Annotated in this window: 12 protein-coding genes; 7 read left to right on the top strand and 5 right to left on the bottom strand. The window is 71.2% G+C overall.

All coding sequences use genetic code 11. The features are described from left to right. Position 1: 1 nt before the first annotated feature. The 7 genes from ACZ7L4_RS26655 to ACZ7L4_RS26625 are packed head-to-tail and all read left to right on the top strand — an operon-like array spanning position 2 to position 8,532. The gene (locus tag ACZ7L4_RS26655; RefSeq protein WP_472106349.1) at positions 2 to 1,075 is read left to right on the top strand and encodes an ABC transporter permease; all 1,074 of its coding nucleotides are present in this window, start codon (positions 2 to 4) and stop codon (positions 1,073 to 1,075) included. Continuing rightward, positions 1,072 to 2,043 (top strand): ABC transporter permease, encoded by a 972-nt coding sequence (locus ACZ7L4_RS26650; protein ID WP_472106348.1) that lies wholly within the window; start codon positions 1,072 to 1,074, stop codon positions 2,041 to 2,043. The genes ACZ7L4_RS26655 and ACZ7L4_RS26650 overlap by 4 nt, the downstream gene beginning before the upstream one ends. Continuing rightward, complete coding sequence (locus ACZ7L4_RS26645) at positions 2,040 to 3,068, top strand: ABC transporter ATP-binding protein (protein WP_472106346.1); 1,029 nt, start codon at positions 2,040 to 2,042, stop codon at positions 3,066 to 3,068. The genes ACZ7L4_RS26650 and ACZ7L4_RS26645 overlap by 4 nt, the downstream gene beginning before the upstream one ends. Next, positions 3,055 to 4,098, top strand: a complete 1,044-nt coding sequence (locus ACZ7L4_RS26640) for an ABC transporter ATP-binding protein (protein WP_472106344.1) — start codon at positions 3,055 to 3,057, stop codon at positions 4,096 to 4,098. The genes ACZ7L4_RS26645 and ACZ7L4_RS26640 overlap by 14 nt, the downstream gene beginning before the upstream one ends. 33 nt (positions 4,099 to 4,131) lie before the next feature. Continuing rightward, positions 4,132 to 5,397 carry an alpha-L-fucosidase gene (locus ACZ7L4_RS26635; protein ID WP_472106342.1) on the top strand — a complete coding sequence of 422 codons (1,266 nt, stop codon included), beginning with the start codon at positions 4,132 to 4,134 and terminating at the stop codon, positions 5,395 to 5,397. Then, positions 5,394 to 7,826: a glycoside hydrolase family 2 protein gene (locus ACZ7L4_RS26630; RefSeq protein WP_472106340.1), complete on the top strand. Its 2,433-nt coding sequence runs from the start codon at positions 5,394 to 5,396 to the stop codon at positions 7,824 to 7,826. Before ACZ7L4_RS26635 ends, ACZ7L4_RS26630 begins: the two co-directional genes overlap by 4 nt. 46 nt (positions 7,827 to 7,872) lie before the next feature. Further along, the gene (locus ACZ7L4_RS26625) at positions 7,873 to 8,532 is read left to right on the top strand and encodes a TetR/AcrR family transcriptional regulator (RefSeq protein WP_472106339.1); all 660 of its coding nucleotides are present in this window, start codon (positions 7,873 to 7,875) and stop codon (positions 8,530 to 8,532) included. Between the two features lie 10 nt (positions 8,533 to 8,542). Here ACZ7L4_RS26625 and ACZ7L4_RS26620 read toward each other — a convergent pair whose 3' ends face one another. The 5 genes from ACZ7L4_RS26620 to ACZ7L4_RS26600 form a co-directional block, all read right to left on the bottom strand. Continuing rightward, a complete protein-coding gene (locus ACZ7L4_RS26620) occupies positions 8,543 to 11,155 on the bottom strand; it encodes a flavin-containing monooxygenase (protein ID WP_472106337.1) in 2,613 nt (870 codons plus the stop codon). A gap of 84 nt (positions 11,156 to 11,239) precedes the next feature. Further along, positions 11,240 to 12,376 (bottom strand): helix-turn-helix domain-containing protein, encoded by a 1,137-nt coding sequence (locus ACZ7L4_RS26615; RefSeq protein ID WP_472106335.1) that lies wholly within the window; start codon positions 12,374 to 12,376, stop codon positions 11,240 to 11,242. Between the two features lie 10 nt (positions 12,377 to 12,386). Beyond that, entirely contained in the window at positions 12,387 to 13,208 is an 822-nt protein-coding gene (locus ACZ7L4_RS26610) for a carbohydrate ABC transporter permease (RefSeq protein ID WP_472106333.1), read from the bottom strand. After that, complete coding sequence (locus ACZ7L4_RS26605) at positions 13,205 to 14,104, bottom strand: carbohydrate ABC transporter permease (RefSeq protein WP_472106331.1); 900 nt, start codon at positions 14,102 to 14,104, stop codon at positions 13,205 to 13,207. Before ACZ7L4_RS26605 ends, ACZ7L4_RS26610 begins: the two co-directional genes overlap by 4 nt. Beyond that, positions 14,101 to 15,513 carry an extracellular solute-binding protein gene (locus ACZ7L4_RS26600; RefSeq protein ID WP_472106330.1) on the bottom strand — a complete coding sequence of 471 codons (1,413 nt, stop codon included), beginning with the start codon at positions 15,511 to 15,513 and terminating at the stop codon, positions 14,101 to 14,103. The genes ACZ7L4_RS26605 and ACZ7L4_RS26600 overlap by 4 nt, the downstream gene beginning before the upstream one ends. Positions 15,514 to 15,519 lie beyond the last annotated feature (6 nt).

Genomic DNA, 15,519 nt, shown 5'->3' with positions numbered 1-15,519 from the left:
CATGGCCACCGCCCCCGCCCTCACCCCCGCCACCGCGGAGGCCCCGCCACCCGCCCGGCGCTCGGCGGCCGCCAGGTTCGGTGCCGCCCGCTATTTCCTGCGGCGCCTCGGCTTCTACATCGGTGCCGCCGCCGTCGCCGTCACCCTCAACTTCCTCATTCCGCGCGTGATGCCGGGCGACCCCGCCTCGGCGCTCATCTCGCAGATGCAGCAGAAGCAGAACCTGTCCGCCGAGCAGGTCACCAGCATCTACCGGCTGTTCGGCGCGCCCGGCGCGCCGCTGTGGGACCAGTACGTCACCTACCTCGGCCAGATCGCCCACTTCGACTTCGGGGCGTCGGTCGCCTACTACCCGACGCCCGTGTGGGAAGTGATCCGCTCCGGGCTTCCCTGGACCATCGGACTCGTCGGCCTGACCGCCGTGCTCGCGTTCGTCATCGGCACCGCGATGGGCGTCCTCGCCGGCTCCCGCGTCGGCTCGCGCTTCGACTCCTTCATCACGCCCGCCTCGATGTTCCTCGGCGCGCTGCCCTTCTTCTGGGTCGCCCTGCTGCTGGTCATGGCGTTCGGCGTGCAGCTGAACTGGCTGCCGATCAGCGGCGCGTACGACGGTGACATGGCGGTCGCCTTCAACGGCCCGTTCCTGATGAGCGTCCTGGAGCACGGCATCCTGCCCGCCGTGACGATGGTCGTCGCCTCGTTCGGCGGCTGGCTGGTCGGCATGCGGAACATGATGGTGACGACCGTGTCCGAGGACTACGTGCTCCTCGCCCGCGCCAAGGGCCTGTCCAAGGCCCGCGTGATGTTCCAGTACGCGGCCCGCAACGCGGTCCTGCCCAGCGTCGCCGGCTTCGCCCTCACCATCGGCTCCGCCGTCAGCGGCCAGATCCTCGTGGAGATCGTCTTCTCGTACCCGGGGGTGGGCTATCTGCTCTACCAGGCCGTCTCCAGCGTCGACTACCCGCTGATGCAGGCCCTGTTCCTGATCGTCTCGCTCACCGTGCTCGCCGCGAACTTCATCGCGGACTCGGTGTACGGACTGATCGACCCGCGCGCGAGGGAGACCCGCTCATGACGAAGTCGGTACGCGCCCGGCGGCGGCTGCCGAAGCTGCCCGGGAACCTCAAGGTCCGCGTCGGGATCGCCATCATCGTGTTCTTCGCCCTGCTCGCGGCCCTCGGCCCGTTCGTCGTGGAGAACCTGATGGGGCTCCAGCCCGGCGACGTCGACACCAGCGGCTCGATGCAGCCGCCCTCCGGTGCACATCTGCTGGGCACCACGGCCAACGGCGAGGACGTCTTCGCGCAGCTCGTCGTCGGCAGCCGCATCTCGCTGCTCGTCGGGCTCGTCGCGGGTGTCGTCACCACGGTGCTCTCGGTCCTGGTCGGCGTCGCGGGCGGCTATCTCGGCGGGCGGGCGGACTCGCTCCTGACCGTCGCCACCAACATCTTCCTCGTCATCCCCGGCATGCCGCTCCTCATCATCGTCGCGAGCTATGTGCAGGGGCGCGGCGGCTGGCTCACCGTCGCCCTCGTCATCGGCCTCACCGCATGGCCGTGGGCCGCGCGGCAGAAGCGGGCGCAGACCCTGTCCCTTCGCCACCGCGACTTCGTGGCCGCCGCCGAGATGACCGGCGAGAGCCGCTGGGGCGTCATCACCCGCGAACTCATCCCGTCCCTCGCCCCGCTGATCTCCGTCAGCTTCCTCGGCGCGGTCGTCGGCTCGATGTTCGCCGACGCCGGCCTGTCCTTCATGGGTCTCGGCAACATCAACATCACCAGCTGGGGATCGATGCTGTACTGGGCGCAGAACGGCTCCGCGCTCACCCGCGGCGCCTGGTGGTGGTTCGTCCCGCCGGGCGCGTGCATCGCCCTGGTCGGCGTCGCCGCCGGACTCATCAACTTCGGCATCGACGAGGTGTCCAACCCCCGCCTGCGCAAGCCCTCCAAGCAGGTACGGATGCGGGCCCGCGCCGCCCGCGTCGGCGCGGGCGACGCCACCGAGTCCCTCAAGGCCGCACCCGTCAAGGAGGTCACCTCGTGACCGGCGCCCCCCTTCTCACCGTCCGCGACCTGCACGTCGACTACTTCGACCAGGAGAACCCCGTGCACGCCGTGCGCGGCGTCGACCTCACGCTGCGCCGCGGCGAGACCCTCGGCATCGTCGGCGAGAGCGGCTGCGGAAAGTCCACCCTGGTCACCGCCATGACCCGCCTGGAACGACCGCCGGCCGTCACCACCGCGGGCTCGGTGATCCTGCACGGCCACGACGGCGCCGACAACGCCGACATCCTGCGCCTGACCGAGCGTCAACTGGCCGCCCTGCGCTGGGAGAAGATGGCGATCGTCTTCCAGAGCGCGATGAACGCCCTCAACCCCGTGCTCCGCCTCGGCACCCAGTTCGCCGACGTCCTGCGCAAACACCGCGGCCTGTCGAAGAAGGCCGCGTGGGAGCGGGCGGGGGAGCTGCTGGGCATGGTCGGGATCCCCGCCGACCGGCTGCGCTCCTACGCCCACGAGCTGTCCGGCGGCATGCGCCAGCGCGCCACCATCGCCCTCGCGCTCGCCTGCGAACCCGACCTCGTCGTCATGGACGAGCCGACGACCGCCGTCGACGTCGTCATGCAGCGCCAGATCCTGCGCCAAGTGGCACGCCTCAAGCGAGAGTTGGGTTTCTCGGTCGTCTTCATCACCCACGATCTGTCGCTGCTCATCGAGATCGCCGACCGGATCGCCGTCATGTACGCGGGCAAGATCGTGGAGACGGGGCCCCCGCGCCGCCTCTACGAAGACCCCCGACACCCGTACACCACCGCGCTGCGCGGCGCCTTCCCTCCGCTGCACGGCGAGCGCCGCGAGATCACCGGCATCCCCGGCTCGCCGCCGGGCCTGCGCACCCCGCCGCCGGGCTGCTCCTTCCACCCGCGCTGCGCCCAGCGCGTCGACGCCTGCGACCGCGAGGAACCCGTCCTGCTGCAGCTCGGCGACGACACCGGAGACGTCGCCTGCCATCTCCACCGGAACCCCGCCACCACCCCGGAAGCCGAGGACCGTCATGCCCGTACCTGAGACGCTCCCGGTCCTGGAGGCCCGCGAGGTCGTCAAGCGCTTCCCGATGCACGGGCCCGGCGGCCACGGCAAGGAGGTCAAGGCCGTCGAGCCGACCTCGCTCGCCCTGCACAAGGGCCGCATCACCGCGCTCGTCGGCGAGTCCGGCAGCGGAAAGTCCACGCTCGCCCGGATGCTCGCGCTCGCCTACCCGCCCACCGAGGGCGAGATCCGCCTCGACGGCGACGTCGTCAAGAAGGCGCGCACGGCGAAGGCGAAGCGCGCGTACTACCGCCAGGTCCAGATGATCTTCCAGGACCCGTTCTCCTCGCTCAGCCCCGTCCACAAGATCCGCTACATCCTCAGCCGCCCCCTCAAACTGCACGGCCTCACGTCCGGCGCCGAGGACACGGAACGCCAGATCCTCCAGCTCCTCGAACGCGTCAACCTCACACCGGCCGACCAGTTCATCGACAAGTTCCCCTACGAGCTCTCCGGCGGCCAGCGCCAGCGCATCGCCATCGCCCGCGCTCTCGCGGCCCGCCCGAAGGTCCTGCTCGGCGACGAACCGATCTCCATGCTGGACGTCTCGATCCGCCTCGACATCCTCAACCTGCTCGGCAGACTCCGCGACGACGAGGGCCTGGCGATCCTCTACATCACCCACGACATCGCCAGCGCCCGCTACTTCGCCGACGAGATCAAGGTCCTGTACGCGGGTCAGCTCGTCGAGTCCGGACCCGGCGACGAACTCGTGGCCAACCCCCAACACCCGTACACCAAGCTCCTGTTGGAGTCGGCGCCCGACCCGGACCGCGGCGGCTTCCTCGACGAACCGGATGTCGCCGACGACGAGGAGACCCTCGGCGAACCACCGAGCCTCGTCGACCCGCCCTCCGGCTGCCGCTTCCGCACCCGCTGCCCCCTGGCCAAGCCGATCTGTGCCACGGCCTTCCCGGCCAGGACCCATGTCGACGACAGCCACTGGGTGCACTGCTGGGCGCAGGACGAGCAGTACGCCCGAGAGCCGGGCCTCGACACAAGGCTCTGAGGCCGACCCGTACCACCCCCGAAAGGACCCGCGTTGCGATCCGACGCCCCCCTCGTACCGACACCGCACCAACTCGCCTGGCAGCGCGCCGGCACGGGAGCCTTCTTCCACTTCGGCATCAACACCTTCCACGGCCAGGAGTGGAGCGACGGCACCCTCCCGGCCTCGTCCTTCGACCCCACCGACCTCGACGCCGAACAGTGGGTCGCCACCGCCCGCGCGGCCGGGGCCCGCTACGCGATCATCACCGCGAAGCACCACGACGGCTTCTGCCTGTGGCCCACGAAGACCACCGACTACTCCGTCGCCTCCTCGCCGTGGAAGGACGGGAAGGGCGATGTCGTCGGCGAACTGGCGGAGGCCTGCCGGGCGGCCGGGCTCGGCTTCGGCGTGTACCTCTCCCCGTGGGACCGGCACGCGCCCGAGTACGCCGACCCGGCCGCGTACACCAAGCTCTACACCGAGCAGATCCGCGAGCTGTGCACCTCGTACGGGCCGCTGATGGAGCTGTGGTTCGACGGCGCGGGCTCGGACGGCTACGAGTACGACTGGACCGCCATCATGGCCGTCGCCCGCAAGCACCAGCCGGACGCCATGGTGTTCAACATGGGCGACCCGACGATCCGCTGGGTGGGCAACGAGGACGGGCTCGCGGCCGACCCCGTCGAGTACGTCGTCGACCACACCCAGATGAGCAACTACACCGTCGTCACAGCCGAGTTCGCGGAGTCGCTCTACCTGCCGCCGGAGTGCGACGTGTCGATCCGGCGCGGCTGGTTCTGGCACCCGGACGACGAACCCAAGTCCCTCGAGCACCTCCTCGCCATCCACTACCGCTCCGTGGGCCTCGGCGCGAACCTCCTGCTCAACCTGCCGCCCGACACACGCGGCCGGATCCCGGACGCCGATGCGGCGCGGGCGGCGGAGTTCGGTGCGGAGGTGGCACGCCGCTTCGGTACGCCGACCGCCACCGCCGAGCCGACCCGCGGCGACACCTGGACGGCTGCCTTCGGTGAACCGGTCACCTTCGACCACGTCCGGCTGCGCGAGGACCTCACCGGCGGGCAGCGCGTCGTACGCCATGTGGTGCGGGCGGGCGACCGTGTCCTCGCCGAGGGACTGACCGTGGGCTCCGGACGCATCCACCTCACCGGGCGGGTGACGGCCGCCGAGCTGAGTGTCGAAGTCGACGGCGAGGGTGCGATGTTGGAGTCCGTCGAGGTCTTCGACACGGGGGTGCGGGAGCTGCCGCGGGTCCCCGAGGGCTATCGGGCGCCCACGGATCGGCCGGACGCATGAGAGGGCAGGGGATCGTGGAACTGACGGGTGAGGGCTGGACGCTGCGTTCCGCCGGCGGCAGCGGTGACATCGAGGTCCCGGCGGTCGTACCGGGATGCGCACACACCGACCTGATGCGGGCCGGGGTCATCCCCGACCCGTTCCTCGGCACGAACGAGGCGGAGCTGCAGTGGGTCGGGCTCGCGGACTGGGAGTACAGCAGAGAGTTCGACCTGGACGCCCGGCCCGACGGCTCGCGCGTGCACCTCGTCCTCGACGGGCTCCAGACGATCGCGACGGTCCTCGTGAACGGCACGGAGGTCGGCAACACCCGTAACATGCACCGCCGTTACCGCTTCGACGTGACCGACGCCGTACGGCCTGGTACGAACGAGCTGACCGTGCGCTTCGCCTCGTCCGCGCGGGCCATGCAGGAGTCGGCGGGCGACGACCCGCTGCCGTACGACTGGTCGTACCCGTACAACGAACTGCGCACGATGGCCTGCGAGGGCGGCTGGGACTGGGGGCCGACGCTCGTCACCGCCGGGATCTGGCGGGACGTACGCCTCGACATGTGGGAGGCGGCCCGCGCGGACGTCGATGTCACCACCACCCTGGACGAGGACCTGCGGCGCGGAAGCCTCGTCGTCGGGCTCGACGTGGAGGGCGGCCCGTGCGAGGCCGAGATCACGGTCGCGGGGCGCACGGAACGCTTCGCGATCGACGCAACAGGGCGCCGCACGCTGGCCGTTGACGTCCCGAGCCCCGAACCCTGGTGGCCGCGCGGCTACGGCGCGCCCACGCGGTACGACGCGACGGTGCGCCTGCTGGGGGAGGGGAGCAAGGTCCTCCAGGAGACACACCACCGTGTCGGCTTCCGGCACATCGCCGTCGACACGACGGCCGACGAGCACGGTCGCGCGTTCACGCTGCGGGTCAACGGCCGCCCGGTGTTCTGCAAGGGCGCCAACTGGATCCCCGACGACCTCTTCGTCTCCCGTATCACCCCCGCCCGCTACGAGACCCGCGTCGACCAGGCCTGCGCCGCCAACATGAACACCCTGCGCGTCTGGGGCGGCGGCATTTACGAGGACGGGGCCTTCTACGCGGCGTGCGACGAGCGCGGCGTCCTGATCTGGCAGGACTTCGCGTTCGCGTGCGCCGCCTACCCCGAGGAGGAGCCACTGCGCTCGGAGGTCGCGGCCGAGGCCGACGACGTCGTGCGGCGCCTCGCGGCCCACCCGAGCGTCGTCGTCTGGAACGGCGCCAACGAGTGCCTGCTCGGACACGAGGACTGGGGCTGGCGCGCCCAGATCAGGGACCGCACCTGGGGCGAGGGCTACTACCGCGAACTGCTCCCGGCCGCCGTCCGGGCGCACGCGCCCGGCGCCGTGTACGTCGCGAACAGCCCCGTGGCGAGCGAGCCCGGCGTCCACCCGCAGGTGCCCGGCGACGGCCCGACCCACCTCTGGGACACCTGGAACCTCCTCGACTACGCGCACTACCGCGACCAGATCCCGCGTTTCGCCGCCGAGTTCGGCTGGCAGGCCCCGGCCACCCGGGCGACGCTGACCGAGGCACTCGGCACACTGCCCGCGCGCCCCGACGACCCGGCCCTCCTGGCACACCAGAAACAGCCCGGCGGCGAGCGCCACCTCGTGGACCGCTTGAAGGCCCGCTTCCCCGACCCGGCCGCCATCGCCACGGACACCGACCGCTGGCACCTGGCCACCAGCCTCAACCAGGCACACGCCCTGCGCACCGCCGTGGAACACTTCCGCTCCTGGTGGCCGCGCACGGCCGGGGCGCTGATCTGGCAGCTCAACGACGTGTGGCCCGCCCTGTCCTGGTCCCTGATCGACCACGGCGGCCGCCCCAAGCCCGCCTGGTACGCGGTGCGCGGCGCCTTCGCCGACCGCCTCGTGACGCTCCAGCCGAGGGAAGCGGGCCTGAGCGCCGTCCTCGTCAACGACACCGACGAGCCGTGGACGGGCGACCTCGCACTGCGGCGCGTGCACGTCCAGGACGGAGAAGTGGCCCGAACAGAAAGGGAGTTCACGGTCCCGGCCCGCTCGGTCCTCACCCTCCCCGCCGGCCCCCTCATCACCCAGGCGGGCCGACGCCGCGAGGAACTGGTGGTCGCGGACACCGCGGGAGCCGACCGCGCCGTCCACGTCTTCGTGCGCGACGACGGCGTCCGCTGGCCCGCCCCCGACGTCAAGTACTCCGTCGAGCGGAAGGAGGACCACGCGCTCGTGCACCTCACCGCGGGAGCCGCGATCGGCGACCTGATCGTCGAGGCCCCCGGCATGCGCGCGGACACGGCGCTGCTCACGCTGCTGCCGGGGGAGAGTGGCACGGTGGTGCTGCGACCGGAGCGCGAGGGAACGCCGCTGCCCGAGTTGGAGGCGGTCACCCTTCTCACCCGGAACAGCTTCTTCGCGACGTGACACCAACTGGAGGAGGTGTCTCCGGCTGGCTCGCTACAGTGGGCACATGAGTCGCCGTGCCACCTCCTCCGGAAGCACCCCCGCCCGCCCCTTGCGGGCCGACGCCGAACGCAATCGGCAGCGCATCCTCGCCTCCGCCCGTGAGGTGTTCGCCGAGCGGGGCGTGGAGGTCACGCTGGACGACATCGCGCGGCACGCGGGCGTCGGTGTCGGCACCGTCTACCGGCGCTTCGCCGATCGCGAGGAGCTCATCGAGGCGGTCTTCGAGGACCAGGTGGAGCGGCTGGTCGAGGCGGCCGAGGAGGCGGCGCGGTGCGAGGACCCCTGGACGGGCCTCGAGCAGCTCCTGCTGGTCGCCGGACAGTACTTCGCCGACAACCGGGGGCTGCGCACCGTCCTGCTGGAGGGCGGCCCCGACAGGCGACGCGTGGTCAACATGCGGGAGCGGCTCACTCCCGCCGTGACCGCGGTCCTCACCCGCGCCCAACAGGCCGGCCGCCTGCGCGACGACGTCGAGGCGACCGACGTCCCGCTCATCCACATCATGCTGATGGCCGCCGCCGAACAGGGCCGCGCCGTCACCCCGGACCTCTGGAAGCGCTACCTCACCCTGCTCCTGGACGGCCTCCGCCACGACCGGGACCGGCCGACTCCGCTGCCCCAACGGGCTCTGGATCAGGCGGAGTTCGACCGCGCCATGAAGTGACCTGACTCGGTCACCCGTTCACGTGCCGCCCCAGCGCCCCGATGAAGTCACGGAAGTACGCCTGGGTCACGCGCGCGTCCGGCACCATGTCGTACGCGTGGTACGCCCCCGGATACACGTGCAGTTCGGTCGGCACCCCGGCGCGGACCAGGCGCGTGGCGTACGCGACGTCCTCCTCCAGGAACAGGTCGAGCGCGCCGACGCTGAGGTAGGTGGGCGGGAGACCCGTGACCGACTCGACGCGGGCCGCGGCGGCATACGGCGAGACATCGCTCCCGCCCGGCTCGTGACCGAGCAGGGACGCCCAGCCGAAGCGGTTGTCGGCCGGCGTCCAGATGAACTCGCCGGCGTGCGGGTGGGCGTCGACCGTGCTGGAGGTGCGGTCGTCGAGCATCGGATAGATGAGGAGCTGGAACGAGACGGGTATCTCGTCCCGGTCGCGAGCCAGGAGCGTGAGCGCCGCGGCGAGCCCGCCGCCCGCGCTCGCGCCGCCGATCACGATCCGTTCGCGGTCGACGCCGAGGTCGGCGGCGTGGGCGTGCACCCAGCGCAGCGCGGCGTAGCAGTCGTGCACCTGCCCGGGTGCCCGGGTCTCCGGGGCGAGCCGGTAGTCGACCGAGACGATCTGGACGCCGGTCTCCGTGGCGATGCGACGGCAAAGGATCTCGTCGGCGTCGGCCGAGCCGAGCACGTAGCCGCCGCCGTGGATCCACACGAGTGCGGCGGTGTCGGCGGACGCGGGGCGGTCCTTGGGCTCGTAGTGGAGGACGCGCACCTCGGGGTCGCCGTCCTCGAAGCCCGGTATCCACCGCTCGGTCGTGGTGATGTCCGGGTGGAGCGCCTGCGGGTCGGGCGCGTCCGGCACGGGGGCCCGCGTGGCCTCACGGGCCAGGGGCAGGGTGTCCGGGCCGAGGCCGAGCGGTGGGAAGACGTCCAGGAGCGGCGCGATCTCGGGGTCGACCAGGTGGCGGGTGCCGGTTGTCCGGGCCGCGGTGCGGGTGAGGGCGAAGCCGCGGTAGCCGTCCTCGGCGACCTCGTCGCAGATGTCCCGGTACGGGCCGACACCGCCGACGTACGGCATGAAGATCCGGGGCTTTCCGGGGATGTTGGCGCCCATGTACCAGGAGGCGGCCCGCGGATAGAGGGTCTCCTCGGCCGCCCCGTTGACGTGGTCGACCCACTTGTCCTGGGCGTCGCGCTCGGCCTCGAACCGGACGACGCCGGTGCGTCGCGCGTGGTCGATCGCGGCGGTGATCCAGTCCACGTGCTGCTCGATGGAGACGATCATGTTGCTGAGGACGGACGGGCTGCCCGGCGCGGTGATCATGAACAGGTTCGGGAAGCCGGCCGAGGCGACCCCGAGATACGTGCGCGGCCCGGCGGCCCACTCCTCGCGCAGCGCGGCACCGTCGAGGCCGCGGATGTCGATCCCGTCGAGCGGCCCGGTCATGGCGTCGTACCCCGTGGCGAAGACGATGGCGTCCACGGTGTGGTCGACGCCGCCGACCCGCAGTCCGTGGGGTGTGATGCGCTCGATCGGGTTGTCGCGCAGGTCGATCAAGGTCACGTTGTCGCGGTTGTACGTGGCGTAGTACCCGGTGTCGACGCAGATGCGCTTGGTGCCGATGGGGTGGTCGGTCGGGCAGAGGAGTTCGGCGACGGACGGGTCCTCGACGACGGCGCGGATCCGGTCCCGTACGTAGTCGGCCGAGACCTGGTTGGCCGACGCGTCGATCGCGGTGTCCTCGAAGGCGCCCATGAAGGTGGTGCCGCCGAAGGCCCAGCGCTGGTCCAGCTCGGCGGTGCGGCGGGCCTCGTCGAGGTCGAGCGCGTTGCCGAGCGGCGGCGGGACGACGACTCCGGAGGCCGAGGCGCGGGCCTCGGCGCGCAGCTCGCGGTAACCGGCCTTCACACGGCGCTGCTCGTCGGGTGCGAGCGGCCTGTTGTTGGCCGGGACGGAGAAGTTCGGGGTGCGCTGGAAGACGGTGACGTGCGCGGCCTGCTCGGCGATCACGGGGATGGCCTGGATGCCGGAGGACCCGGTGCCGATGACGGCGACGTGCCGCCCGCTGAAGTCGACGCCCTCGTGCGGCCAGCGGCCGGTGTGGAACGTGGGCCCGGTGAAGGAGTCGAGCCCGTCGAAGTCCGGCACGCGGGAGGCGGACAGACAGCCGACGGCCGTGACCAGGTACGACGCGCTCGCGCGGCGCCCGTCCTCCAGTGTCACGGTCCAGTTGTCGGCCTCCGCGTCGTAAGCGGCGCCCCGCACCGAGGTGTTGAACTCGATGTCCCCGCGCAGCGCGAAGCGGTCGGCGACATGGTCGGCGTAGCGGAGGATCTCGGGCTGGGACGGGTAGCGCTCGGTCCACTCCCACTCCTGCTCCAGTTCCTCGGAGAAGGAGTACGAGTAGAACATCGACTCGACGTCGCACCGGGCGCCGGGATACCGGTTCCAGTACCAGGTGCCGCCCACGCCGCCACCGCGCTCATAGACCCGCACCCGCAGGCCGAGGTCGTCGCGCAGCCGGTGCAGGAGATACATGCCGGCGAATCCGGCACCGATGACGATGGCGTCGTACTGGTCGGTCTCGGGGGCCTGAGGAGTCTGCTCGGTCTGCGGCATGGGCGTCACCACTTCCTCCCCGGCGGCACTGCCGGGCTCGGTTGGGCTGATCACAAGCAGGATCGGCAGAACGTGTGACGCACGTCATTGGGCAGGTGGCTCGGTTGACGAGCCATCTGTCCCGCCCGCCGTGCCGCCCGCCTGGAAGAGGTCGCCGGACTCCTGGAGCCGTCGCAGCACCAGGGCGAGGAAGAGCCGGGTGCGCCCGTACGGTTCGGTGAAGCTGAACCCGAGGTAGCGCTGGGCGCGTTCCACCCGGTACGCGACCGAGTTGTGGTGCCGGTGCAGGAGGCGGGCGGCCTTGCGCACGGAGTCGGTGGCGGCGACCGCTTCGAGGCAGACCAGCATGTCGTCCCCGTGGTCGTCGACGAGGCGGCCGAGCTGCCGCACATCGGGCACGGGGGCGATCTGCTCGGCGCTCAAGGTCTCCGCGAGCAGCGCGTACCCGCCGAGCCCGGCCGAGTCGACGAGCATCGCCTCCTCGACGGCGTACGGTCCACGCGCCCGCGTGCTGGGGCGGGCGAACCGCAGCGCGGTCCGTGCCAGCTGCCAGGCCCGCGGCGCGTCCGCGGCGGGACAGGGCCCGGCGAACGCCGCGCGGGCCCCGACCGGCACACCGGGAACGTCATCGGGGTCGGCCTCCTTCGCGACCACCAGCTCGACGTTGCCGATGGGTGCGTGCAGCACGACGGGCGCCACGCCCCGCAGCCCGTCGACGAACTCCCTGGCCGCCCCCGGCCGTCCCGCCAGCGCGAACACGGTGACGACCGAGGCCCCGCCCAGCCCGAACCGGACCCACGTACGGGCCCGCTCCGCCGCGTCGACGCCGGCATCGACGACGGACCGCAGCGCGGCGCCGTCCGCGACGGGATGAGCCGACGGCACACGCCGCAGCAGAGCGACCTTCACGCCGATCCCGAGCCGGCGCAGCAGCAGCGCGGTGTCGGCTTCGGTGAGCGGGAGGCCGGTGGCGTCGATCCATACCTGACCGGTGCCGGGCAGCTCGCGCGCCGCCGCCCGGCCAGGAGCGACCTGCTCGGCATCGTCGGTCGGACGGCCGTCGGGAGCAGCTGTCCAGACCTCGCCGCGCACGGTACGGACCCCGACGACGCGGCCGAGGGCCCCGGCGGTGCGGTCCAGGAGAACTCTCACGTCCGCGTCGCACTCGACCAGTTCGTCGATGAGTCGCAGGACCGCTTCCAGGTCGAGCGTGTGCGACACGGCGCCCTCCTTACTCCTTCACCGCCCCGCTCAACATCCCCTCGATGAACTTCCGCTGCAAGGCTACGTACACGACCACCACCGGCAACGCGATCAGCACCGACGCCGCCGCGAGCAGTGTCGTGTCCGCGCTCTGCTGGCCCTGGAAGAAGGCCAGGCCCAGGGGGACCGTGCGGAGCGACTCGTCGCTGATCATGACCAGGGCCATCAGGAACTCGTTCCACGTCCACATGAACGTGATCACGACGAGCGTGGTGATGGCGGGGCGGCCCATCGGGACGAGGATGCGCCACAGGGTGGTCCAGGAACCCGCGCCGTCGACGCGCGCCGCCTCGATGACCGAGCGGGTGCTGTTCCTGAAGTACGTGCGCATCCAGAACACGCCGAATGCCAGGGACTGCGCGGTCTGGGGCAGGATCAGCGCCCAGTAGGTGTCCGTGAGGTGGAAGTACCGCAGGTCGAAGTAGAGCGGGACGACCAGGGCCTCCTGGGGGAGCGTGAGGCCCAGGACGAACAGGTAGAAGAGGAGCGTCGAGCCGGGGAACCGCATCGTGCCGAAGGCGTACGCGGCCAGGACGGACAACACCGTCGCTGCCGTCACCACGGCCACCGTCACCAGCGCCGAGTTGCCGAGGTACGTGCCGAAGTGACCGCGGTGCCAGGCCTGTTGGAAGTTCGACCAGTGGAAGGTGTCCGGGAGGGCGAAGCCGCCGCCCACCGCGTCGGGGGAGGAGAGGGCCGTGGAGAGGATGCCGATCACGGGGGTCAGGGCCAGGACCGCGAAGAGCGCCAGGATCGCGTACGTGGCCGTGCGTTCGAGGCGGGAGGTCATGCGCGGCGCCCTTCGACGAGACGGGAGACCGTGACGGTCAGGGCGAAGATGAGGACGGTGAGCGCCACGCCGATGGCGGCCGCGGAGCCGACCTCGTTCAGTTCGAAGGCGCGGTGGTACACCTCGTAGGCGGGTACGGAGGTCGCGTTGCCGGGGCCGCCGCCCGTGGTGATGTAGATCAGGTCGAAGTTGCGCAGGCCCGCGATGATCGTGAGCGTCAGGGCGACCGAGATCTCGCCGCGCAGACCGGGGAGCGTCACCGCGAAGAACTCGCGTACGGCGCCCGCTCCGTCGAGCCGCGCCGCCTCGTACAGTTCGCGCGGGATGCGCTGGGCCCCGGCCAGGAAGAGGACCATGCACAGGCCCGTCATGACCCAGGTGCCGACGACGCCCACGGCGGGCAGCGCCCATGTGTCGTCGCCGAGCCACGGACGGGCCAGGCTGTCGAGGCCGACGCCGCGCAGCACGTCGTTGAGCAGGCCGTCGGGCGCCAGGATCGAGCGCCAGGCCACACCGACGACGACCATCGCGAGGACCTGCGGCAGGAACAGCACCGTACGGAAGAAGGTCAGGCCGCGCACCCGGATGCGGGACATCGTCGCCGCGAGCAGCAGGCCGATGGCCACCGGCAGCGCCGCGTAGAACAGCAGCAGCATCAGCGCGTGGGCGAAGGGGGCGCGCAGGCTCGGGTCCGTGAAGAGGGCCGTGTAGTTGTCCAGGCCGGCCGACGTGGCGCGGGTCAGGCCGTCCCAGTGGAGGAACGACAGGCCCACTGTCTGGCCGAACGGGTACAGGAGGAACAGTCCGTAGACCGCCAGCGCGGGCAGCACGTACAGGTAGCCGATGGCGCGGGGCTCGCCCGGCGCTCGGCCCGATGTGTGAGAACTCTTGGTCACGAGCCCGACGCTCCCGAACCGCCCTTGCCCTGCTGCTTCTTGATGAACGGGGCGTAGTCGGACTGGAGCTTGCGGGCGAAGTCCCGAGGCGAGGTCTTGCCCGCGATGAGGTCCTGGAGGGCCGCGGAACTCGTGTCGTAGAACGTGGGTGTCGCGTAGTCCAGGTACGGGACCAGGCCGTCCGCCGACGTCAACCGGCGCCAACCGTCGACCATTTGGCCGTCGGGGGATTTCGGGTCGAGGGCGTCCGCCGCTTTTCCGGGGACCGCCGGCAGCACGCCGTTCCGCGTCATCACGTCCGCCGCGTGCTCGCTGGTGATGAAGTCGAGGTACGCCGCCGCGACGTCGGGGTGCGCGGAGCGGGAGGTGACCGACCAGGCCAGGCCCTGGCCGCCGGTGGTGACCGGCTTGCCGCTCGCCGTGGGCGGCGGCGGAGGCATGATCCCGAGGTCGTCGCCGAGCTGCTTCTTCAGGTCGGCCTGCATCCAGATGCCGGTGATGGTGTATGCGCCCTGCCCGGCCATGAACTTCTTGTTGGCGTCGTCGTAGCCGAGGCCGTTGGCGTCCTTGGGGAGGTAGCCGCGATCCATCCAGTCGGTCAGCGTGGTGGCCGCCTTCGTCGTACGGTCGGTGGCGAAGCCGTCGCCGCTGCCGAGGACGGTGGCGCGGGCCTGCTCGGCGCCCTGCTGGTCCTGGAGCATGCCGAAGGTGTGGATCGCGGGCCACTTGTCGAGGTTGCCGAACTGGATCGGCAGCTCACCGGCCTTCTTGAGCTTCGCGAGGCTGTCGATGAACTCCGCCCAGGTGCGCGGGGGTTGGACGTCCGCCTGCTTCAGGACCTTCTTGTTGTAGTAGAGGCCGACGAACTCGCCGGTCTGCGAGATCCCGTACAGGCGGCCGGTCCCGAAGCGGCGGGAGGCGCCCGGCTCGGCGAGCGAGACCCGGTTGAGGTTGAGGAGCGTGGCCGGGTAGCGGGTGTTCCACTCGTAGAGGCCCGCGTAGTTGTCGAGCGGTGTGAGCAGGCCGGCCTCGACGAACGCCACCATGTCCGGGTAGCCCTGGTTGGCCTGGACGACATCGGGCGGGTTGTTGCCGGACAGGGCCAGCTTGAGCGTCGTCTTGAGGTCGGCGAAGCTCCGCGAGACCCGCTTGATGGTGACGTTCGGGTACTTGTGCTGGAACTCCTTGTTGAGCTGCTCGATCTCGGCGTTGGTGCCGCCGCGGACCTCCTGGTCCCACACATGCAGTGTCACGTTCCCGGCCTTCGCGGGGTCGGGAACGCCGTTGCCGCCGCCCGGCGCGGTGTCACCCGTCGCGGCGCCCGAACCGTCGGTACCCGGGGTGCAGCTCGCGGCGCCGGCGGCGAGCGCGGCCGCGAGCACCGACCTCCGCGTGAATCTTGAGCTCATGATGAT

This window comes from Streptomyces sp. NPDC107575 (genome assembly GCF_055657265.1).
This window is presented reverse-complemented; position numbering and strand designations above follow the sequence as displayed.